Raw genomic sequence first — 22458 nt, 5'->3', positions numbered from 1 at the left:
CTCGCGTCGACCGGCCGCGGCCTGTGGATTCCCGGTACTCCCGGCCGTTTGACCCGGGCAGTACCGGGAATCCGCGCGTTCGGCGGCGCGAGCGCGCCGGGAGCCGTGGCGCGGGATGTGGTGCCGGCGCTCCGGGCCGCGTGAGATCGTGGTGCCCGGCGACGACCATGGGGAGGTGCAGGGCGGAACCCGATCCACGCGGACAGACCGGCGGCGTCGCGCACGCGGCCCGCCGACGCGCGGGAGACCGTCCGACGCATCATGAACGCGACCCGGACGACGAGTGAGACGGAGCCGGACGGCTCCGGCACGCACGCGGCATCGGCGCGCGCGCTGGCCCGGCTCGCCCTGCTGTGCCTGGCCGGCGCCGTCGCGGCCGTGGTGGCCGGGGCGGGACAGTGGCTGATCCTGCTGCTCGGCCTGGCCGGACTGGCGCTGGCCGGTGCGGGCCTGTGGTGGGCGCTGGCACACCGCGGGCCGGTGCGCCTGCTCGGCGCGGTGCTGGCGCTGGCCTCACCGGTGGGCGTGCTGGTCCTGTACGCGGTGTCCGGACTGTGGGTCGTGGCCGTCAGCGCGGTCCTGGCCTGGGTGGCCGCACTGGCCTGCGCCCGCGGCGCGCTGCGCCGGCTGCGCACACCGCACGGCATGCACTCCCGCTCGGCCCGCCCGCCCCGCAGACCGGTGCTGATCATGAACCCCCGGTCGGGTGACGGCAAGGTCGGCCGGTTCCGGCTGGTGGAGCGGGCGGAGGCACTGGGCGCCCGGGTGATCCTGCTCGACCTCGACGACGACCCGGACCCGGTGGCACTGGCGCGGCAGGCGGTGGCCGAGGGCGCGGACCTGCTCGGCGTGGCCGGCGGCGACGGTACGCAGGCCCTGGTGGCGGCGGTGGCCGCCGAGCACGGTCTGCCGTTCCTCGTCGTGTCCGCCGGGACCCGCAACCACTTCGCCATGGACCTGGGCCTGGACCGGGAGGACCCGGCCCGCTGCCTGGACGCCCTCACGGACGGGGTGGAGCTGCGGGTGGACCTCGGCGACGTGGCCGGACGGCCGTTCGTCAACACGGTGTCGTTCGGGACGTACGCGGAGATCGTGCAGAGCCCCGAGTACCGGGAGGCCAAGGCGGCCACCGCGCTCGGCCAGCTGCCCGACCTGCTGGGCGGCGAGGCCGGCACGGTGCTGCACGTGCGGGCGGACGAGGAGCGGCTGAAGGTGCCGCAGACGCTGCTGGTGAGCAACAACCCCTACGCGCGGGCCGACCCACTGGGCGGCGGGCGCAGGCCGCGGCTGGACGGGGGCCGGCTCGGTGTGATCGCGGTCTGCGTCGAGAGCGCGGCGCAGGCCGCCGAACTGGCCCTGCGCGGTGAGCGGGCCAGCAGCGTGACCTCGCTGACGGCGCGCCGCGTGGTCGTCGAGGCCGAGGCCGAGCTGATACCGGTGGCCGTCGACGGCGAAGCGCTCACCCTGCCCCCGCCCGTGGTGTGCACGATCCGGCCCGGCGTGCTGCGGATACGGGTGCCCCGGCACCGTCCCGGCGCCCCCTACGTCGCACCGTCGGTGGACTGGCGCCGCGTCGTGCGTCTCGCGCTCGGCCGTACCCCCCTGCCCCTCCGGAAGAAACAGGAACAGACCGATGACTGACAGCCGCCCGCAGGCACACGGGGCACGGCACCGCCTGCTGCGCGACCTCGGCGCCCTGGACCAGGCGCTGTACGAGGCCGTGACGGTCACCGAGACGCCCACCCTCGACTCCGCCCTGCGGCGGCTGTCCGCGGCGGCCGACCACTCCAAGATCTCGTTCGTGGCCGCCGCCACGATGGCGCTGTTCCCCGGCCGGCCGCGCCGCGCCGCCGCGCTCGGGCTCGCGGCCGTCGGCGTCGCCTCGGCGACGGCCAACCTGCTCGGCAAGCGGCTGGTGCGCAGGCGCCGACCGCACCGCGCCGAGGACTCGCCGTTCCCGGGGCGGCACGTGCCGATGCCGGCGTCCGCGTCCTTCCCGTCGGGCCACACTGCCTCCGCCGTCGCCTTCGCGGCGGCCGTGGGGCCCGCGTTCCCGGTCGTCGCGGTGCCGTTCGGCCTGCTGGCCTGCGCGGTCGGCTACTCCCGTGTCCACACCGGCGTCCACTATCCGGGTGACGTCATCGCCGGTGCCGTCCTGGGCACCGGGGCGGCGGCCGTGGTCCTCGCCGCCGCCCGTCACGAGGTGCACGGGCGGCACCTCGCGGGCCGGTGACCCGGGCCGGCCGCCTCCCGGCCGCCGGCCCACGGCGCGCCGGTGCGTCAGTGCCCGTGTCCCCCGTGCCCGCCGTCCAGCCGTTGCAGCACCGCCTGCGCCATGGCCTCCTCGCCCTTGGCGTTGGGGTGGGCCGGGGCCGCCGGTGAGGTGGGCCGCAGGGGCTCGATCCAGCGGTCCGCGGGGGACTTGCACATGTCGTGGCCGACCGTGGGCCCGTACGTGTCGACATAGGTGGCGCGGTTCAGCCCGGCCACCAGGCGCAGCATCAGGTTGAGCCGCTTCTCGGTGTCCTTCAGGTAGGCGAAGTCCTTCGCCGCGAACGGCACGGTGGGGTAGCAGCCGCTGCCGTCGTCGGGCAGCAGGTCGGGATACCCGACGACGAGCACGCGCGCATGCGGGGCCCGGTCGTGCACGGCCCTGAGCACCCGGGCCACCTTCGGCGCCGTCTCCAGCACGGCCAGCGTCAACTGGTCGGTGCCGGAGGAGGTGTAGTGACGCCGGCACGGGTCGCCCGTGAGGTCGGTGGCGCTCAGCCCGGCGCAGGTGGCGATGATGGAGCCGAACCCGACGTCGTTGCCGCCGATCTGGACCGTCACCAGGTCGGTGTCCCGCCGCACGGCGTCGAGCTGGGGCCCGTTGGTGCCCTGCGGTTTCCACATCTCCTCGGTGGTCGCCCCCGCACAGCTCACGTCCTCGAAGACGGCCACGGTCCGCTGCGCCGCCACGAGCGAGGGGTAGTTGTGGTCGGAGCGGGCGCAGTTGGCGTCCACCTGCCGGGGTATGAGCGGCCCGGAGGTGTAGGAGTCGCCGAGGGACACGTAGTGCGTGCCGCGGCCCGTTCCGGGGCCGTGCGCCGCCGCCGGTGCGGTGAGCACCAGGACGAGGGCGCAGCCGCTCGCCGCCGCCGCGGCGACCCTGGCACGGCGGCGGCCTGACGTGGGTGCGGCTGATGGGGTGTCACGCTTCAAGAAGGGCCTCCTGATGAGAGCCGGCGGGCAGGTCCCGCATGGCCGTCGCCTGTTCGACTGGCCTTGTATACCGGCGGGTAGCAGCCGTGGGCCAGAGGGGTGCGGCAACGAGTCGGCCGCTCATGACACCGCCGGGCCGGGGCACCCGATGGTGCATGAAGGCGAATCCCACAAGGCGGCTGCTGCGCCTGAGCGTTGTGCCGGCCGTGCTGTGCCTCGCCGCGGCATGCGGTGGCGGCGACCACGAGGGACCCGGCGGTGCCGGATCCGGCGGTCCGGGGAGTGCCGGGACACCGGCCCTCGCGGGGGCGGGGAAACGGCTGGTGATCACCACCGACGACGGGCTGCGGCTGCGCGCCGCCGACGGTCGGCGGGTCACCGTCGACGACCGCACCCGCCGGCACTGGTCCCACCACGACGGCACCTGGACGCTCGACCTGTCGTGCGCCGGCCGGAGGCGGGACGGCGCCCCGTGCCCCCGCATGCCCGAGGTGGACGTCCCCGGCGGGGTGAGCGTCACGGTCACCGCCCGCAACGCCGGCATCGACGTCTCCGGCGTCGCCGCCGCGCTGGACCTGACGACCGTCAACGGCGATGTGATGGTGACCCGTTCCGGACGCGCGGACGCCGCCGTACGGCTGGCCACCCGTAACGGCTCGGTGCGCGCGACGGCCCTCGAGGCGGGCCGGCTGCACGCCGGCACCGTCAACGGCGACGTGGTCCTGGCCTGCGCCACCGCGCCGTCCTACGTCACCGGCGCGACCACCAACGGCTCCGTCGACGTCACCGTGCCGCACGACACGCCCGCGTACCGGGTGACCGCGGACACCGGCAACGGGCGCGCCGTCGTGGCCGTCCCCACGCGGGCCGCGGGCCGCGCCCGCACCATGACGCTGACCACGGTCAACGGCGACGTCGACGCACGCCGGGGCTGAGGAGAGAAGCGGGCGCGGCCGGCCGTTCAGCGGGGGTCGGCGACCGAGAAGACGCCCGGCTCGGCGACCGCGTACAGCACCCCGCCCACCCTCAGCGGCGGCACCTCGCTCGGCGACAGCTCCTGGAACGAACGGCCCTCGGTGTCGAAGGCGGGAGCGGTGCGTCCGATCTCCTTGCCGGTCCGCGGATCGAGGGCGAGCACGCTGGTGTCCGGCAGCAGGACGTACAACCGGCCCCCGTGGACGGCCGGTTCGCTGAACACCCGCAGGGTGCGCGAACTGGTCCACAGCGGCTTGCCGCGCTTCAGGTCGAGGGCGAGCAGCGTCTCGTTGTCGTAGTCGAAGACGTACATGACGTCGCCGTGCACCAGCGGCGGGGCCTCCGGTGTCACGCTCCACGGGAAGTCGATCCGGCGGGTGGCGCCGTCGCCGAGGTCCTGCACGTACAAGGCCGCGGAGGCCCCGGTGTCGCCTTCCCAACGGGCGTAGTAGGCCGTGTCGTCGTGGACCGTGGCGAGCCACAGGTCGCCCTGCGGGGCCTTCAGCGTGCGCAGCGTCCGGCCGGTGCGCGCGTCGAGACGGGCGATCCCGCCGGAGCCGCCGCGCAGGTCGGCGTAGAGGATCCCGCGCGATCCCGCGTGGAACGGGTTCGCCGAGCCCGACGTCAGCTTCAGCCGCCACAACTCCTCGCCGGTGCGCGGCTCGTAGGCGGCATAGCGCGCGGTGTCGGAGGGCCCGAGCTGATCCAGCCGCACCAGCAGGACACCGCTGAGGTACGCGTACGAGCCGACCGGGCCGTCCAGATGCCACAGCCGCTTGCCGGTCCTGGCGTCGAAGGCGTCGACGCCCTCGGAGCGGTCGGCGGCGGCCGCGTACACCACGCCGTCGTGGACGACGGGGCGGCTCAGCGAGAAGGTGTGGGGCTGGGCGCCGACCATGGGTTTCGTCCAGTCCACGCGGCCCGTGGCGGGGTCGAGGCGCATCAGCGCGATCCGCGGGGAGGAGCAGAAGACGCCGAGCGCGCCAGGCGTGCACGCGGCGCCGACGCCGGAGTTCTCGTCGGCGTCGGCCTGCGGGTCGTACTGCCACGGCTTCCAGCCGGCCGGAACGTCACGGGACGCCGCCCGCGCGTCGGCCGTGCCGCCCGTTCGGGCCGCGCTCGCGGGTGCGTGGTCGCTGCGGACCACCAGCGTGCCGGCCGCCGTCAGGACGGCCGCCGCCGCGAGCGCGGCCCACAGCTTCCCGCGGTGCCGTCGCCGTCCCGGCTGCCCGGACGCGGTGGAGGGCGGCGCGGGGGACGCCGGTGGCACCAGCGACACCGTCGGCGTGGTCGCCGGTCCGGGGGAGGGCTCTTCACCGCGTTCGTGGGCGGGGTCCCGGACCGGCTCCGGCCCTCCGGCACCGTCGTCCTGGCCCGGCAGCCGCGGCGGCAGGGCGGTCAGCATCTCGAGGGCCTCGCCCGACGTGGGCCGCCGCTCCGGTTCCTTCGCCAGACAGGCGGACACCAACGGCCGCAACGGCTCCGGCAGTCCGTCCAGCCGGGGCTCGCTGTGCACCGTGTTGTACGCGGCGAGATAGGCGTTCTCCGCCTCGAACGGGCTGCGTCCGGTGGCCGCGTACACCAGCACGGCGCCCAGCGCGAAGACGTCCACGGCCGGGCCGACCTCGCGCGGGCGGCTGAACTGCTCCGGCGCCATGAACGGCGGCGAGCCCATCACGATCCCGGTCTGGGTGCGCACGTCGCTGCTGGCGGCACGCGAGATGCCGAAGTCGATGACCCGCACCGCCCCGTCCTCGCTGCCGCCCTCCAGCAGGAGCACGTTGCCCGGTTTGAGGTCCCGGTGCACGACCTCCGCGCGGTGGATCTCCCGCAGCGCCTCGGCGAGTTCGGTGCCCAGGCGGCGCAGCGACGGCCAGTCCAGGGGGCCGGAGCCGGTGACGCGGTCGGCGAGGGTGACTCCGGGGACGAACGCCGTCGCCATCCACGGCCGTTCCGCGTCCGCGTCGGCGTCGACGACCGGCGCGGTGAACGCGCCGCTGACCCGCCGCGCCGCCGCGATCTCCTGCCGGAACCTGGCCCGGAACTCGGCGTTGTCCGCGTACATGGCGTGGACGACCTTGACGGCGACGGCCCGCCCCGACGCCGACCGGCCCAGGTAGACGACGCCCATGCCGCCGGTCCCGATCCGCGCCTCGATCCGGTACCTGCCGACGGACCGCGGATCGTTCTCGCGCAGGGTCACCGCATCTCCTTCACCGGCCCGGGCCGGGTCCGGTCGGCCTCGTATGGCATGGACCGCTCACTCTACTGGCCCGCGTACGACGCGACTTCGGCGAACAGACGAGGGCGCGGCGGCCCGCCGGCGCGGCTGGGGGAGGCGTAGAGGGGCAGGGCGGGGAAAGAGGCGGCACCGCCCGGCCGGCTTTTCCGGCCGGCCTGTCCGGGGGCGGGCGAGCCGTCAGCCGGTGCCCGCCGCGCGGTCGGCCGCGCCTCCGGCGCCGAGCAGGCCGGTCGCGGGGAAGGCGTCCCCGGCGTGGCGCCGCGACGCCAGGCGCGACCGGCGCAGGACGAGCGGCGGCAGGGCGGTGCGCGCGCCCTGTGCGAGCCGCAGCCAGGCGGGGAAGTAGACGGCGGTGCTGCGGCGTTCTACGGCCCGGGCCAGCCGGGCGGCGGCGGCCGGGGCCGGGCTGACGCGGCGGGCCGGCGGCGGCATCAGGGCGCGCAGTTCGCGCAGCACCGGGTTCCGCTCCGCGTCGCGGACCATGTCCATGTCGATCCAGTTGAGGTAGGCCGTGCCCACGGCCATCCCGTCCGGGGCGGTCTCGGCGCGCAGCGCGTGGGCGAACGCCTCGACGCCCGCCTTGGAGGCGCAGTAGGCGCTCATCCGCGGGGCCGCGCCGATCGAGGCCAGCGAGGCGATCTGCAGGTAGTAGCCACGGGTGTGCGTCAGGTCGGGCAGGAAGACGTGCGCGGTGAACGCGCTGCCCGTCAGGTTGACGTCGATCACGCGCCGCCACCGGGCGAGGTCGGCCGTGGCGAAGGGGCCGCCCTCGGCGATCCCCGCGTTGGCCACCACGACCGACGGGCGGCCGAGCCCCGCGCGGAGCCGCCCGGCCGCCTCGCGGAGGGCCGCCGCGTCCGTCACGTCGACCTCCAGCGCCATGGCCGCCGTCGGCAGGGAGGCGGCCAGCGCTTCCAGACGCGTTCCCTCGTGCCCGAGCAGTGCCAGGCGGGCGCCCCGGCGGGCCAGTTCCTCGGCCAGGGCCGCCCCCAGGCCCCGTGCCGCTCCCGTCACCACGGCGGTGCGGTCCCTCAACAGGCTGTCGTGCATGGCTTAAGGACCTCTCCGCGCGGGTCACGTCCCGGGCGTGACGCCGGGCCGGGCGGTGTGGTGCGGGTCGCCGGCGGTGCGGCGGCCCTCCTTCATCTCCGCCTCGTACAGGTGGTCGCGGCCTGCGGCGAGGTCCTCGACTACGGCGCGGTTGAGGTCGCGGAATGCCTCGTAGTAGGTCCTGTCGTACGCCTCGACGATCTGGAAGGTCCAGTGGCCGGGGATGACGTTGCGTCCGATGATCTCGGTGCGGACCTTCTCCGCCCATTCCGGGTGACCGGCCTCGCGCAGCAGGGCGACCGCGCGGTCCAGTTGCAGGTCCGCGGTGCCGGTCAGCTGGTGGAAGTCGTACAGGCGGCCTCGGGCCCGTTCCGTGGTCTCCAGCGCCTTTGACAGGGCTCCGAGCGCTTCCACCGTCGCGTCGTCGACGTTCTCGGGACGCCGGTGCGCCGCGTCGGGGCCGTCCTGGGGGGTGTGCATGGTTCGTGCCGTTCTCTCGTGTCTGTCTGTTTTCTCTGTCTGTTTTCCGCCCCCGCCGTGGGCCGCCCGGCAGGGCGGCCGGCGTCAGCGCGCGGCCGGACGTTTGCGGCCCGTCCGGTCGCGGTGGGTGAGCAGGCGCTGCGCCGTGGCCAGGCCGAGACGGCCGGAGGCGCGCAGCGCGGCGTGCGCGGCGTTGGCGCCGCAGGCTCCGTGCACGCCGCCGCCCGGGTGGGCGCCGGCGGAGGCCAGGTACAGGCCCTTCACCGGGGTCTCGGGACGCCCGCTGCCGGGCACCGGACGGAAGACGAGCTGCTGGTGGACGGCGGTGGTGCCGCCGTTGATGGCGCCGCCGTCCAGGTTGGCGTCCAGGGACTGCAGGGTCGTGGGGGCCAGGACGCGCCGGGCGCGGACCAGGCCGCGGAAGCCCGGGGCGAAGCGCTCCACCTGGCGTTCGACGCGGTCGGCCATGACCTCCTGCTCGCGGGCGTCCCAGGAGCCCGTGACGCCCTCCTGCCCGGCGTCGGCCCGGACGTCGCGCGGTACGTGGGTGTAGGCCCAGGCCGACTCCGTGCCCCGGGGCGAGCGTGCGGCGTCCGCGGTGGTCATCTGGCCGAACAGCAGGAAGGGGCGGTCCGGTACCCGGTGCCGGGCGATCTGCGCGGCGAACCGGGTCAGCTCGTCGAGTCCGCCCGCCAGGTGGACGGTGCCGGCCCGCCGTGCCTGCTCCGCCTGCCAGGGGACGGGGCCGTCGAGCGCCCAGTCCACCTTGAACGTCGAGAAGTCCCACTGGAAGCGCCGCAGGTCGTCCAGGAGCTGGGCGGGCAGGTGGTCGGCGTCGACGAGCCCGCCGTACAGGGCGGGCACCGGCACGTCGGCGAGGACGGCACGGCCGGCGGCGACGGTGTCCCCGCCGGCGGTGCGCACGCCGACGGCCCGTCCGCCGCGCACCACGACGCTCTTGACACGCTGCCCGCACCGCACGTTCCCGCCGCGCGCCGCCAGCCGTCGCACCAGCGCGCCGGTCAGCGCCCCGGAGCCGCCGACCGGCACCGGGAAGCCGTACGTCTGGCCCAGCATCGACATCAGCCAGCCGAACCCCCCGCTGCCGGTGGACTCCGGCGCCAGGTCGGCGTGCAGCGCGTTGCCGGCCAGCAGCAGCCGGCCTCCTTCGCCGCGGAACTCCTCCTCGCCCATCCGCCGCACCGGCAGCGCCAGGGTGCGCGCCATCCGCAGCCCGCCCGCGGCCCGCAGCCGCAGCGCCAGCCGGGCCGCCGCCCGCACCGGCGGGAACGGTGTGAACAGGGCGTCCAGCAGATCCGGACGCACCCGCTCCCACACCTTGTGCAGATCGCGCCAGGCGTCGCCGTCCCCGGGCGCGAACGCCTCCAGCGAGCGTGCCGTGGCGTCCACCCGGCGATCGAGGACGGCACAGCTGCCGTCGTCGAAGGGGTGGGCCAGCACGCTGGGCGCGTGCGTCCAGCGCAGGCCGTGGTCCTGCAGCCGCAGCCCGGCGAGGATCGGAGAGGCGGCGGCCAGCGGGTAGAAGGAGCTGAACAGGTCGTTGACGAAATCCGGGTCGACGCCCGTGTCGTGCCGGACCGCACCGCCGGGCTCCGGCTGCTCCTCCAGCACCTCGACGCTCCAGCCGGCGTCCGCCAGCAGGTTCGCCGCCACCAGCCCGTTGGGGCCGGCCCCGATCACCACGGCATCAGGCATGACCGTCCGCCCCGGCCGTCCGCACCGCTCCGGTCACCGCCGGGCCGGGCCGGCCGGGCACGACGGTGCGCTCGGCCTCGCACACCTTGGCGAGGCGGGCCAGCATGGCGCGATGGCGCACCTGGATGAACGCCTCGACGGCCCAGTTGTGCAGGGCGCCGCCGGCACCCCGCAGCGGATGCTCGTCCACGACGACGAGGCACTCGTCGCCCCACGGCCGCAGCTCGATGGCGATCCGCGCGGTGCCCAGGAACCCCGCGTGGGCCTCCAGTTCTACGGCGGATCCCTCCTGGCAGCCGCGGACGACCGTCTCGTTCCGCAGAACCACCGGACCCAGGTTCACCTCGTAGCCGAGCGCCGAGCCCACCTCGGGCCAGCGCCCCCGGAGCGGGCGGGACGCGCTCGTGCCCACCACCCACTCGGCATACCGCTCGGGGTCGGCGAGAACGGACCACACCGTGGCCGGACTCTCCTTGATCAGTCGATGCCGCACCGCCACAGGTGCCTCCCTGGTCTCTCCTCCGGCATGTGTCGCGGCCGAGTGCCCCGGGCGGTGCGGACGAATCCCCTTCCCCCGGCCGTCCGCCCGTTCCGCCCCCGGTCAGCCGGTGGCCGGGGCGGTCGCGGGCCGTGCGGGCGCCATCGCCCACCGCACCGCCGAGGTGACGGCGCTGCCGAGCGGCCGCACGCACCACTCGTCGACCACCGGCAGCCTGGGCAGACGCAGCTCCCGGGCGGCCCAGGACGGCAGCAGCGACACGGCGTTCGCCGCCAGGACGCCGTACGGCAGCCTCGCGGCGAGCGGGACCGGCGGGTCGAGGAGCAGGAAACGGGCGGCCTGACGCGCCTGCGCGGAGGCCCGCAGCTGCGGACGGTAGCCGTCGAGCACCCGCGCGAGCTCGGCCCGGGTCGTGGGCGGGTCGGTCACCCCCAGCGCGGCCGCGACCCGTGCCGTGTCGGCGACGTAGCCGTCGCAGCCGGACGCGGACAGGGGCCGCGCGCCGTAGCGCTGGTGCGCGCGCAGGAAGCTGTCGACCTCGGCGGCGTGGACCCAGCCCAGCAGACGGGGATCGGCGGCGTGGTACGCCTCGCCCTCCGGGGTCACGCCGCGCACCCGCTCGTGCACCGCCCGGACCTGCTCGCAGGCCTCCTGCGCGTGCGCCGCGGTCCCGTAGGTGGTCACCGCCAGGAAGGTGCTCGTCCGCTGCAGCCGGCCCCAGGGGTCCCCGCGGTAGCCCGAGTGGGCGGCCACGGCAGCCATGGCGAGCGGGTGCAGGGACTGCAGCAGCAGTGCGGACAGCCCGCCGATGAACATCGAGGCGTCGCCGTGCACCCGGCGGACCGGGCGCTCGGGCCCGAACCAGCGCGGGCCGGGAGTGTGGTGGATACGTTCGCGGTTGCGGGGGCCGTCCGGGCCGGCCACGCGGGCGAACAGGCCGTTGCCCAATTGCCGGCGCAGACCTGCCGCGCCGGATCCGATGAGTTCCCGCAAGGCCGGGCCTCCTGCCTGCTCGACGGCGACGCGGCGCCGGACCGGCCGCCGGACTCCATTGTTCCGCGCCGCCCGGGCGGACGGATGCGGCCGCCCACGACGCCGCCGGACACGGCCGGTAAGGCGCACGGCCAATTCTCCCCCGAAAGAGCACGGTCGGAGAAGGGCCGGAGCGCGGTCGGAGAACAGTCGGAGCACGGCCGGAGCACGGCCGGAGCACGGCCTTTTCGGGAAATAGCGAGCGGGTCCCGTCGGCCTTGTGCCCACGGGACCCGCTCATATGCCGTGTTCTGTTCTACCAGCGGTACCAGCGACTCCGTCGGCCGCCCGTCTCCGCGCTCCGCAGCACGAAGCCCAGCAGCCACACCACGAGCACCACGACGGCGATCCACCACAGGGCCTTGAGCGCGAATCCCGCGCCGAAAAGAATCAGGGCCAGCAGAAGAACGAGAAGCAGGGGAACCATGATTATCAACCTCCGAGACTTCTGGTGCCCGGGGAAATCCGGTTCACGCCTCGAATTCCGGCTGTTTGTTTCGGTCACGGCCGGGAATTCGAAGACGCCGTGCATTCCCGGACGACGTCAGGACTTGGCGGCCCTGGCGGCCTCCGCCTCGGTGCCGGCCCGAGCCGTCGTCAGCGAACCGCCGGCGTTCTCCAGGTGCGCCCGGACGAACCACTGGAACTGCTCCAGGTCCCGCACCTGCTCGATGAGCAGGTCCTCCGTCGCCGGGTCGATCTCCCCGACGACCTTGATCGCGGAACGCAGGTCCTCGATCAGGCCCGTGTACACGACGTCCAGCGCGCCGAGGTGCGCGATGGCCTCCTCGCGGCCGATGGAGTAGTCGTCCCAGGTGCGCTCCTTGACCAGGGACCCGGGTGTGCCCTGTGCCACCCCGCCCAGGGCGGCGATGCGCTCGGCGACGTCGTCGGCCATGTCGCGCACCCGGTCGACCTGCGGGTCGACCATCTGGTGCACGGCGATGAAGTGCGGCCCCACCACGTTCCAGTGGACGTGCTTCAGGGTGAGGTGGAGGTCGTTCAGGGCGTGCAGCCGCAGGCGGAGGACGTCGATGAGCCGACCGGCCGCCTCGCGCTCGATGCCCGGCACCGTGTACTTGGGAGTGAGGTCCTTCGCCATGTTCACATCTCCTTCTCCGTGGGGTGAGACAGGAGTTCTGGTGCCCCGCCTCCGCGGCGGCAGACCTGTGACGTGGCGCTCGTGCACTGATCGGACCAGCACGACGGAGCCCGGTCAGGTGACGCCCGCCGCCGGCCCGCGCGCCGTGCCGGCGCCGGCTACGCCACCCGCACCCCCACGATGCAGGTGTCGTCGTCGGTGTCGGACCTGCTGTAGGTCAGCAGCCGGTCCAGCTGCTGGTCCAGGGTGGGCGGGACCGTGCGCGCGGCCGTGAGGAGCTGGGCCAGCGACTCCTCCACGGAACGGTCACGGCGTTCGATCAGACCGTCCGTGTACATCAGCAGCGTGTCGTCGACGGCCAGCTGGACCTCGTGCTCCTCGTACGTGGCCTCCGGCAGGACGCCGAGCAGCAGGCCCTTGAGCAGGGGCAGCGCCGCCGCGTCGGTGCCGCGCACCAGGACGGGCGGCAGATGGCCCGCCCTGGCCCAGCGCAGGGTGCGCCGCGCGGGGTCGTACAGGCCGCAGACCGCCGTCGCCGTGACGGCGCCGGTCAGGTGGTGGGCCACCATGTTGAGCCAGCACAGCAGCTGGCCCGGCCCGGCGCCCGTCACGGCCAGCCCGCGCAGGGCGTTGCGCAGGACGACCATGCTGGTGGCCGCCTCGATGCCGTGCCCGGCGACGTCTCCCACGCACAGCAGCACCAGCCCGGACGGCAGCACGACCGCGTCGTACCAGTCGCCGCCGACCAGTTGCTGCGTCTCGGCCGGCCGGTAGCGCACGGCCACGCGCAGGCCGGGAGCCTCCAGCGGGGCCTGCGCCGGCGGCATGATGGCGTGCTGCAACTGAAGCGCGAGCCGGTTGCGTTCGCTCGCCTGCTGCTCGCTGTGCGCGAGCTGGTCGCGGGTGGCGGCCAGCGCCACCTCCGTCCAGTGGTGTGCGGAGATGTCCTGGTAGGCGCCCCGTACGACGAACAGCCGGCCGTCGGAGTCCAGGACCGGCTCGGCCACCACCCGGATGTGCCGGGTCACCCCGTCGGGCCGCTGCAGCCGGAACGCCGTGGACGCCGCCTGGCGGTGGTTCACCAGGGTGCGCAGGAACCTGCCGATGGCCACGGCGTCGTCCGGGTGGGCGTGCGCGGGCAGGTCCTCCAGCGGTACCGGGCCGCTGGTGGCGGGCCTGCCGTAGAGGCTGTAGAGCTGCCCGTTCCAGGTGATCTCGCCGGTGAGCAGGTTCTCCTCGAAGCCGCCGATGCGGCCGAGGCGCTGGGCGTGCTGCAGCAGGCTCGCCAGACGCGCCGTCTCGTCCTCTATGCGCCAGAGCAGCAGGACGCTGCCGCCGTGGCGGCTGATGTTGATGTCGGCGACCGCCGCCAGCGGGACGTCGTCCACCAGGGCGGTGAGCCGCATGCGGTGGGCACGGAACGGCTCGCCCGTGGCGTAGACCCGTTCGACCTGCTCGAACAGCTCGCTCTCGCCGGCGGCCATCGGGTACGCCTCCAGCAGCAGGGCGCCGTTGACCACACCGCGCGGCCGGCCGGCCGGGTCCAGGAAGCGGCTGTTGACGTGGTGGATGCGGAAGTCGACCAGTTCCCCGGCGGGGTCCAGGTGCGGCACCAGCACCAGGGCCGGGTCGTGCAGCCCGTCGGCCAGGGCCGTCAGCTCCGCGACGTCGGGCAGCGGGCGCGGCGTCGGATCGTCGTCCGGGCGGTGCAGGGCGTGGTTCTCCAGCGTGTGCGCGCACAGCTCGGCCAGCGCCTCGACCTGACGGACGATCTGCGGCGGCTGCGGCTCCAGCGGCGTGGGCCAGACGATCTCCAGCACACCGTGGATCCGGCCGCCGTTGCTCGCCGGTACGGCGACCCGGCCGCCGTCGGGGTGGTGGTGCTGGCCGACCGAGGGCAGGCCGGTCTCGGACAGGCAGCCGATCCACTGCCCGGACCGCTCGCCCAGCCCGCGCCGGGCCACGGTCGCCACGCCCGGCGGCACGTACCGCCAGCGTCCCGCCTCCGCGACGGAGAACCCGGCGCTGCCCGCAAGGGTGAGGGAGCCGTCGGCGCCCAGCGCCCAGATCGCCACCGCCACCGCGCCGAGCGGTGTCAGGGCGTGCTCCAGCAGCGAGTCGGCCACCGCCTGGGCGTCGTCGGCGGCCAGCGCACCGCTCTCGGCGGCCCGCAGCCGCACGGCGGAGGACTCACCGCCCTGCGCGTCGTCCCCGGCACGGTCCGACGTGGCCGCGATGAACGCGGTCGTCACCTCGGACAGCTTGTCCCGCGAGGCCTGGTTGATGACCTCCACCGCGAACTCCAGCGGCGTGACGCCCGCCTGCTCGGTCAGTTCGGCCAGTTGCCGCGCCGCCTGCGCCGGCCCGCACCCCAGCCGCTCGACGAGGATGCCCTTGGCCAGTTCGATCAGGGCACGCCCGTCCGCCTCCGCCTGGGCCTCCCGCACCTCGCGGCGCAGCCGCTGCACGGTCGCCGCGAGCCGTCCCACCGGCGTGGCCCGGCCGTCCGCGTCCTCCGGGGCGCCGCCGTCGCGGGCGGCGGGCACCGCGGCGAGCAGGCCGAGGCCCGCCGCTTCGTCACCGGGCGCTTCACCCGGCGGGACTCCGGTGCCCTCCGGCTCGGACGGCTGCTGGAGATCGCTCACGGTTGACCTGTTCCTCGGCTCCGGCGCCCGGGGACGCCATGTGATCGGCTGCTGCGCACGGCGGCGTGACGTGGTCTCACGCCGACAGCCAGCGCCGGACGCGGCCGATGAGGTCGTCGGTGTCGACGGGCTTGGTGACGTAGTCGTTCGCGCCCGACGCCAGGCTCTTCTCCTGGTCCCCCGGCATGGCCTTGGCGGTGACGGCGATGATGGGCAGCTCGGCGTACTGCGGCATGGCGCGGATCTCGGCGGTGGCGGCGTAGCCGTCCATCTCCGGCATCATCACGTCCATCAGCACCAGCGACACGTCCGGGTGGGCGAGCAGCATGTCGATGCCCTTGCGGCCGTTGTCGGCGTGCAGGACCTGGAAGCCGTGCAGCTCCAGCACCCCGCTGAGCGCGAACAGGTTGCGCGCGTCGTCGTCCACCACCAGCACCGTACGGCCGAGGAAGGCGTCGTCCACGACCTGCGCGGCCGGGCGCTGCGACTCCTCGGCGCGCACCAGCGACAGCACGTCGCCCGGCTCCTCGGCGGACAGGTGCAGCGTGACGCGTTCGCGCAGCTCGTCCAGGCTGGAGAGGAAGTCCAGCGGGCGGCCGTCGGCGCGGGAGCGCAGCATCTGCTCGTGCGCCAGGTCCACCCGGTGACCGGTGTGCACCAGCACCGGCACGCTGGACAGCGCGGAGTCGCCCCGCATGGCCTCCAGCAGCCGGGCGCCCTCGCCGTCGGGCATGCCCAGCTCCAGGACCACGCAGTGGCACGGTTCGGCGGCCAGCGTCGCCGCCGCTTCCTGGGCGCCGACGGCCGTGATGATGTCGATCGCCCCCAGCGGGTCGTCGGGGTCCGGCGCGATGTCGGCGACGGCGCGCTCGGCGACGAGGGTGAGCAGTCCGCGCGGGCGCTCCTCCACGACCAGCAGCCGGCGCCTGCGCTGTTCCTGCGCCCCGCCGTGGCCGGCGGCGGCCTGCGCCGGGGCCTGTGGCAGCGCATCCGAGGCGGCCGAGGCGTGCGCGATCTCCGCGGGCCGGCCGCCGCCGTCCAGAAGGTCCTCGAAGTCGGCGCGCGCGATGGGCAGGTAGAGCGTGAACGTGGAGCCCCGGCCGGGCGCGCTGTCGACCGTGACGGCGCCGCCGAGCAGGTGGGCGATCTCCCGGGTGATGGACAGGCCGAGGCCGGTGCCGCCGTACTTGCGGCTGGTGGTGCCGTCCGCCTGCTGGAACGCCCCGAAGATCGTCTCCAGGTGCTGCCGCGGGATGCCGATGCCGGTGTCCTTGACCCGGAAGGCCACGACGGGACCGCCGCGGTGGACGCCCGGCGGGACCTCCCGGTCGGCGGCGGGCTCGATGCGCAGCTCCACACCGCCCTGCTCGGTGAACTTCACCGCGTTCGACAGCAGGTTGCGCAGGATCTGCCGCAGCCGGGAGTCGTCGGTGAGCAGGTCGGCGGGCGTGCCCGGCGCGGTGGCCACCGTGAAGTCCAGGCTCTTCTGCGTCGTCATCGGCCGGAACGTCGCCTCGACGTACTCCAGCAGCTTGCGCAGCGGCACCCGCTCGGGGGCGACGTCCATCTTGCCCGCCTCGACCTTCGACAGGTCGAGGATGTCGTTGATCAGCTGCAACAGGTCCGAGCCGGCCGAGTGGATGATGCCCGCGTACTCGACCTGCTTCGGGGTCAGGTTGCGCGAGGGGTTCTGCGCCAGCAACTGGGCCAGGATCAGCAGGCTGTTGAGCGGGGTGCGCAGTTCGTGGCTCATGTTCGCCAGGAACTCCGACTTGTACTTCGAGGCCAGCGCCAGCTCCTGGGCGCGGGTCTCCAGCTCCTGCCGGGCCTGCTCGATCTCCAGGTTCTTCGCCTCGATGTCGCGGTTCTGCGAGGCCAGCAGGGAGGCCTTCTCCTCCAGTTCGGCGTTGGAGCGCTGCAGTTCGTCCTGCTGCACCTGCAACTCCTCAGACCGCGCCTGGAGTTCGGCGGTCAGCCGCTGCGACTCGTCCAGCAGCTCGTCGGTACGGGCGTTGGCCACGATGGTGTTGAGGTTGACGCCGATGGTCGGCATCAGCTGCGCCAGGAAGTCCTGGTGGATCTGCGTGAAGCGGCCGACGGAGGCCAGCTCGATGACGCCGAGTACCTGCTCCTCGACCACGATGGGCAGCACGACCAGGGCGCTCGGCACGGTCTGCCCGAGCCCGGAGGAGATGGTCACGTAACCCGGCGGCAGCTCCTCCACGCTGATCGGGCGCCGGTTGCGGGCGGCCTGCCCGACCAGTGAGCGGCCGACGGGGATGCGGTCGGGCCGGCCGGCGTCGTCGGGGTAGCCGTAGGAGCCCACCAGCCGCAGTTCGGGACCGCTCGCGGTGTCCTCCGCCAGGTAGAACGCGCCGTACTGCGCCGAGACCAGCGGCGTCAGCTCGTCCATGATCAGCTCGGCGACGACGGGCAGGTCGCGGTGGCCCTGCATCAGGCTGGAGATGCGGGCGAGGTTGGTCTTGAGCCAGTCCTGCTGCTGGTTGGCCCGCGTGGTCTCGCGCAGGGACTCCACCATGGAGTTGATGTTGTCCTTCAGCTCGGCGACCTCGCCGGACGCCTCCACGGTGATCGAGCGGGTCAGGTCGCCCTCGGCGACGGCGCTGGCGACCTCGGCGATGGCGCGGACCTGCCGGGTGAGGTTCCCGGCGAGTTCGTTGACGTTCTCCGTCAGCCGCTTCCAGGTGCCCTCGACGCCCTCCACCTCGGCCTGTCCGCCGAGCCGGCCCTCGCTGCCGACCTCGCGGGCGACGCGGGTGACCTCGGCGGCGAACGACGACAGCTGGTCGACCATCGTGTTGATGGTGGTCTTCAGCTCCAGGATCTCGCCGCGGGCGTCCACGTCGATCTTCTTCGACAGGTCGCCGTTGGCCACCGCCGTCGTCACCAGCGCGATGTTGCGCACCTGGCCGGTGAGGTTGTTGGCCATGGAGTTGACGTTGTCGGTGAGATCCTTCCAGGTGCCCGCCACGTTCGGCACGTTCGCCTGGCCGCCCAGGCGTCCTTCGGTGCCGACCTCGCGGGCGACGCGGGTGACCTCGTCGGCGAACGCGGACAACGTGTCGACCATCGTGTTGATGACGTCGGCCAGCGCCGCGACCTCGCCCTTGGCCTCGACCGTGATCTTCTGCGACAGGTCGCCGCGCGCGACGGCCGTGGCGACCTGCGCGATGGAGCGCACCTGACCGGTCAGGTTCGACGCCATCACGTTGACGTTGTCGGTGAGGTCCTTCCAGGTGCCCGACACGCCCCGCACGATGGCCTGGCCGCCGAGGTTGCCCTCGGTGCCGACCTCGCGGGCGACGCGGGTGACCTCGTCGGCGAAGGCGGAGAGCTGGTCGACCATCGTGTTGATGGTGTTCTTCAGTTCGAGGATCTCGCCGCGGGCGTCGACGGTGATCTTCTGCGAGAGGTCGCCCTGCGCCACCGCCGTGGCGACCTGGGCGACGTTGCGGACCTGCGCGGTGAGGTTGCCCGCCATGAAGTTCACGGAGTCGGTGAGGTCGCGCCAGGTGCCCTTGACGCCCTTGACGTCCGCCTGCCCGCCCAGGCGTCCTTCGGTGCCGACCTCGCGGGCGACGCGGGTGACCTCGTCGGCGAAGGCGGAGAGCTGGTCGACCATCGTGTTGATGGTGTTCTTCAGTTCCAGGATCTCGCCGCGGGCGTCGACGGTGATCTTCTGCGAGAGGTCGCCCTGCGCCACCGCGGTGGTCACCTGGGCGACGTTGCGGACCTGGGAGGTGAGGTTGCCGGCCATGAAGTTGACCGAGTCGGTGAGGTCGCGCCACACGCCGCCGACGCCGGGCACCTGCGCCTGCCCGCCGAGCCGGCCCTCGCTGCCGACCTCGCGGGCGACGCGGGTGACCTCGGCGGCGAACGACGACAGCTGGTCGACCATCGTGTTGACGGTCTCCTTCAGCTGGAGGATCTCGCCGCGCGCGGGGACGTCGATCTTCTGCGACAGGTCGCCCTTGGCGACCGCGGTCGCCACCTGGGCGATGTCGCGGACCTGGGTGGTCAGGTTGCCCGCCATGGCGTTGACCGAATCGGTCAGGTCGGCCCAGGTGCCCGAGACGCCCGGCACCTCCGCCTGGCCGCCCAGCGTGCCCTCGGTGCCCACCTCGCGCGCGACGCGCGTCACCTCGGAGGTGAAGACCGACAGCTGGTCCACCATGCCGTTGAACACCGTGGCGATGTCGCCGAGCAGGCCCTCGCCGTCGGACGGCAGCCGGGTGCCGAAGTCACCGTCACGTACCGCGGTCAGTCCGGCCAGCAGCTGCCGCAGCTCCTGCTCGCCCGGGGCCCGGTCCACAGCCTCGATCGTCTTGCTGGTCATGCGCGCCCTCGTTCCGCTTCCCGCTTCCCCAAGAGCCCTCACCCCGAGGACTCGGAACCGTGCCGGGTCCCCTTTCGGCCCCGCTCACCGTCCGCATTTCCGCAGTCCGTGGATCGGCCGGATGAGAAAATCCGGTGAAGGTTAACCCAGTTGTCGTGCGACAACCAAAGGCCGATGCGAGCACTTCAGCCCGCCCGGAAAACTTCCGAACCCGGTGGAATGACCAGCGAATTCGGGGGTACTCGAACCCATTTTCCGATGCCCGGGTCGCCTTCAGGAATCCCGCGTCCCGAGCATTCGCAGGGCCTCGTGCAGTCCCCGGGGACGGAGCAGGCCGGGCCCTTGGGCGCGTCCCCAGCCGGGGCCGCTCAGCAGCACCGCACTGTGCGTCCGGGCGCCGCGCACACCCCAGCGGGTGACGGCGAGCCGGCGCGCCAGCGGCATGTCCGCCGTGGAGCGGGTCTGCGACCAGAGCACCGCGGCGCCCGGACCGACCCGCCGCATCGCGTCGGTGAGCGCCTCGGCGGGCACGGCGCCGCCCAGCACGATCGTGGGCACGCCCCGCTCCGCCAGCGCGGCGCCCAGCGCCTCCAGGGGCAGGGTGTGCTGCTCGTCGGGCAGACAGGCCAGCAGCACCGGAGGGATCCCGGGCCTGCGCGGGGCCGCCGCCGCGTGCACGTAGGCGTGGCGGAGCGTGGCGGAGATGTGCCAGGACAGCAGGTGCTCGACCTCCAGGTACCGGTCTCCGGCGGACTGCCACTTGCGGCCCACGGCCCGCAGCACCGGCGCGAGGATCTCCTCCCACGCCACGACCAGGCCGTAGGTGCGCACCGCCGACGTCAGCTGCTCCTGCACTCCTGCCGCGTCCAGTCGTACGGCCGCGCGGGCCAGGCCCCTGCACTCCTGCCGCACGTCGCCCAGGGGCAGACCGCTGGGGGACCGCGAGGCGCGTGCCGCCGGGCGGCCGTCCAGCGGCACGGGGACGGCGCCGCGGACGAGACCGGAGACCGACCCCGGCACCGGGCCGGCGGCGTCCGTACCGGCGGTGCCTGCGTCGGCGGCGCCCGCGCCGGCGCGCTCCTTCGCGGCCCGTGCCGCCTCGGCCGGGGGGATGCCCGCGGCCGTGAGCCGGCACATCTCGAAGACCATGGCGATGTCGTCGGGCGACCATCGCCGGTGGCGTCCGTCGGCGCGGGCCGCCGGGCCGAGGCCGTAGCGGCGGTCCCAGGACCGCAGGGTGGTGGGCGACACACCCAGGCGCCGGGCGAGGAAGCCGGTGGTCACACCGGCCGCGGGGAAGGCGTCGGCGTCCTGCTCGCTCACGTCCACCGCGTCCCGCCCGGGTGACAGCCCCCGACGTCGATCACAGCCGCCTCCGCTCACGTCACGCGACCGGCGGTCACGGCACCGGTCATGGCACCCCTGTCTTCGGTTCCGGCAGCGCCGACGGATGCAACGACCGGCCTCCGGCGCGGATCACCGCTGGGGATCGCGGCCAGGACCGGCATCCCCAAGACCTGACCGTGCCGAACCTCTCTCTTTACGCTGGCACCGGGCTACGAGACGGGATCGCTCTCCGGTCCTGCCCCCGGGGAGGAGCGTCCACAGTTGTCAGATCTCATGCCGGAGTTGCCGCCTGGATACCGGGCGCGCCCGACCACTGCCGACGACCTCGGCGACGTCCATCGCCTGGTCACGGCCTGCGAGCGGGAGCTCTACGGACAGGCGCACACCGATCTCGGCCGCGTCGCCGCCGACCTGGCCAGACCGGGTCTGGTTCCGGAGCTGGACACCCGGCAGATCCACGACCGGGCAGGGCAGCTGGCCGCTCGGGCCTGGGTGAACCGGCGCTCGGAGGTGGACGTCCACCCCGACCACCGCGGCCGCGGCCTGGGCGGCGCGCTCCTGGGCTGGGCCGAGGCCCGCGCCCGGCAGACGGGTGGCGCGCGCATCGTCCGGACCGTCCCGGACAACGACAGTCATGCTGTCGCACTGCTGCGCTCGCGCGGATACGAGCCGATGGTGACCGAATGGCTGCTGGAGTTCCCCATGCCGGAGGAACCGACCGTGCCCGAGCCCCCGGCCGGCATCACGGTCCGGCCGTTCGGCCCCGGCGACGAGCACGACGCACACCGAGTCGTCGAGGATGCCTTCGACGAATGGCAGCAGCGGCGCAAGTCCTACCAGGAGTGGGCCCGGCACACCGTCGAACGCCCCGCCTTCGCCCCCGCGATGTCGGCGCTGGCGTTCGCCGACGGCCAACTGGTCGGCGTCGCGCTCTCGCTGGATCTCCCGGACACCGGCGAGGGCTGCATCGAGCAAGTCGCGGTCCGCCGCGATCACCGCAACCGGGGCATCGCCCGTCTCCTGCTCCGCACCGTCTTCCGCGGCTTCCACCAGCAGGGACGGCAGGCGTGCACGCTCGGGACGCACTCGGAAACCGGCGCACTGGACTTGTACCTGAGCGTGGGTATGAGGGTCCGGCACAGCTCCACGGTCTTCCGGAAGGACCTCCTGGCAGCGCAATGATCAACCGCGAGCGGTCTCGTCGTCGTACACGAGGAGGCCGTCGGGGCGCAGGCGGGCGCCCGGGGTCGGGCGGTGTGCCGTGAGGCGTCCGTCGTGCATGAGGTGGCGGACGAGCGCGCCGCGGGCCAGGACGGCGAAGTCGGCGATCAGGCGCCGGTGGCACCGCCACCACACCGCCTCACCGCACATCACCGCGGTGCGCTCCGCGCGTGCCTGCCGCAGCAGGCCGTCCATGGCGGCGACGAACTCCGGGCTGCGGGTGTGCGCGGCGTAGCCCCGGAAGGAGACGTTGCGCCAGACCGTGTCGGGCGAGTCCGGCGGTGGTCTGCGGAAGCCGCCCAGGCGCGGCTCCCAGCGATAGGCGACGCCCGCCTCGGGCAGCCACCGCTCCAGCCGCTGCCGTGACATGTCCGGGTGGCGGCGGCTGCCGGGCGCGGTCCGGACGTCGACGACGGCGGTCACGCCGGCGCCCCGGAGCAGCACCGTCAGCGACGTCCGGTCCGCGGTGCCGTGCCCGAAGGTGATCAGCTCGGGCCGGGGCGGCGGGGTCTCCGGCGCGGCGCCGGTCCGGTCAGGGCCCATGGACCGAGTGCAGCAGGTCCGGGCCCGAGCGGCACGCCGGGGCGC

Annotated in this window: 17 protein-coding genes; 4 read left to right on the top strand and 13 right to left on the bottom strand. The window is 74.2% G+C overall.

Annotated features, from left to right (window positions below; all coding sequences use genetic code 11):
* Nucleotides 1–261 precede the first annotated feature (261 nt).
* Together AB0G63_RS25325 and AB0G63_RS25320 are read left to right on the top strand one after the other, a co-directional pair.
* Nucleotides 262–1641, top strand: a complete 1380-nt coding sequence (locus AB0G63_RS25325; protein ID WP_360754282.1) for a diacylglycerol kinase family protein — start codon at nucleotides 262–264, stop codon at nucleotides 1639–1641.
* Nucleotides 1634–2233 carry a phosphatase PAP2 family protein gene (locus AB0G63_RS25320; RefSeq protein ID WP_360754279.1) on the top strand — a complete coding sequence of 200 codons (600 nt, stop codon included), beginning with the start codon at nucleotides 1634–1636 and terminating at the stop codon, nucleotides 2231–2233. The genes AB0G63_RS25325 and AB0G63_RS25320 overlap by 8 nt, the downstream gene beginning before the upstream one ends.
* A 47-nt stretch (nucleotides 2234–2280) precedes the next feature.
* Here AB0G63_RS25320 and AB0G63_RS25315 read toward each other — a convergent pair whose 3' ends face one another.
* The gene (locus AB0G63_RS25315) at nucleotides 2281–3204 is read right to left on the bottom strand and encodes an SGNH/GDSL hydrolase family protein (protein WP_360754276.1); all 924 of its coding nucleotides are present in this window, start codon (nucleotides 3202–3204) and stop codon (nucleotides 2281–2283) included.
* A gap of 323 nt (nucleotides 3205–3527) precedes the next feature.
* Between AB0G63_RS25315 and AB0G63_RS25310 the strand changes: the two genes are divergently transcribed.
* Nucleotides 3528–4139, top strand: a complete 612-nt coding sequence (locus AB0G63_RS25310; protein WP_360754273.1) for a DUF4097 family beta strand repeat-containing protein — start codon at nucleotides 3528–3530, stop codon at nucleotides 4137–4139.
* Nucleotides 4140–4165: 26 nt separating this feature from the next.
* On the opposite strand, the gene AB0G63_RS25305 is transcribed toward AB0G63_RS25310, so the two are convergent.
* From AB0G63_RS25305 to AB0G63_RS25255, 11 genes are all read right to left on the bottom strand, one after another.
* Nucleotides 4166–6382, bottom strand: a complete 2217-nt coding sequence (locus tag AB0G63_RS25305; protein ID WP_360754270.1) for a serine/threonine-protein kinase — start codon at nucleotides 6380–6382, stop codon at nucleotides 4166–4168.
* 216 nt (nucleotides 6383–6598) lie between these two features.
* A complete protein-coding gene (locus AB0G63_RS25300) occupies nucleotides 6599–7471 on the bottom strand; it encodes a short-chain dehydrogenase/reductase (protein WP_360754268.1) in 873 nt (290 codons plus the stop codon).
* Nucleotides 7472–7495: 24 nt separating this feature from the next.
* Nucleotides 7496–7951, bottom strand: coding sequence for a hypothetical protein (locus AB0G63_RS25295; RefSeq protein ID WP_360754267.1), 456 nt, complete (start codon nucleotides 7949–7951; stop codon nucleotides 7496–7498).
* A gap of 84 nt (nucleotides 7952–8035) precedes the next feature.
* Nucleotides 8036–9667: an NAD(P)/FAD-dependent oxidoreductase gene (locus AB0G63_RS25290; RefSeq protein WP_360754264.1), complete on the bottom strand. Its 1632-nt coding sequence runs from the start codon at nucleotides 9665–9667 to the stop codon at nucleotides 8036–8038.
* On the bottom strand, nucleotides 9660–10166 hold the full coding sequence (locus tag AB0G63_RS25285) for an SRPBCC family protein (RefSeq protein WP_360754262.1): 507 nt from the start codon (nucleotides 10164–10166) through the stop codon (nucleotides 9660–9662). The genes AB0G63_RS25290 and AB0G63_RS25285 overlap by 8 nt, the downstream gene beginning before the upstream one ends.
* A 102-nt stretch (nucleotides 10167–10268) precedes the next feature.
* Complete coding sequence (locus tag AB0G63_RS25280; protein WP_360754259.1) at nucleotides 10269–11159, bottom strand: oxygenase MpaB family protein; 891 nt, start codon at nucleotides 11157–11159, stop codon at nucleotides 10269–10271.
* 295 nt (nucleotides 11160–11454) lie between these two features.
* Nucleotides 11455–11625, bottom strand: a complete 171-nt coding sequence (locus AB0G63_RS25275; protein ID WP_324789575.1) for a hydrophobic protein — start codon at nucleotides 11623–11625, stop codon at nucleotides 11455–11457.
* A 117-nt stretch (nucleotides 11626–11742) separates the two neighbouring features.
* Complete coding sequence (locus AB0G63_RS25270) at nucleotides 11743–12300, bottom strand: DNA starvation/stationary phase protection protein (RefSeq protein WP_360754256.1); 558 nt, start codon at nucleotides 12298–12300, stop codon at nucleotides 11743–11745.
* 158 nt (nucleotides 12301–12458) lie between these two features.
* Nucleotides 12459–14846, bottom strand: a complete 2388-nt coding sequence (locus AB0G63_RS25265) for a SpoIIE family protein phosphatase (RefSeq protein WP_360754303.1) — start codon at nucleotides 14844–14846, stop codon at nucleotides 12459–12461.
* A 175-nt stretch (nucleotides 14847–15021) separates the two neighbouring features.
* Complete coding sequence (locus AB0G63_RS25260) at nucleotides 15022–19302, bottom strand: HAMP domain-containing protein (protein WP_360754254.1); 4281 nt, start codon at nucleotides 19300–19302, stop codon at nucleotides 15022–15024.
* Nucleotides 19303–19575: 273 nt separating this feature from the next.
* On the bottom strand, nucleotides 19576–20625 hold the full coding sequence (locus AB0G63_RS25255) for a MerR family transcriptional regulator (RefSeq protein WP_360754251.1): 1050 nt from the start codon (nucleotides 20623–20625) through the stop codon (nucleotides 19576–19578).
* Nucleotides 20626–20910: 285 nt separating this feature from the next.
* Between AB0G63_RS25255 and AB0G63_RS25250 the strand changes: the two genes are divergently transcribed.
* Nucleotides 20911–21831 carry a GNAT family N-acetyltransferase gene (locus AB0G63_RS25250; RefSeq protein WP_360754249.1) on the top strand — a complete coding sequence of 307 codons (921 nt, stop codon included), beginning with the start codon at nucleotides 20911–20913 and terminating at the stop codon, nucleotides 21829–21831.
* On the opposite strand, the gene AB0G63_RS25245 is transcribed toward AB0G63_RS25250, so the two are convergent.
* Nucleotides 21832–22413, bottom strand: a complete 582-nt coding sequence (locus AB0G63_RS25245; RefSeq protein WP_360754246.1) for a DUF488 domain-containing protein — start codon at nucleotides 22411–22413, stop codon at nucleotides 21832–21834.
* Nucleotides 22414–22458: the final 45 nt, after the last annotated feature.

Source organism: Streptomyces sp. NPDC020996 (genome assembly GCF_040641355.1).
Lineage (GTDB): Bacteria > Actinomycetota > Actinomycetes > Streptomycetales > Streptomycetaceae > Streptomyces.
This window is presented reverse-complemented; position numbering and strand designations above follow the sequence as displayed.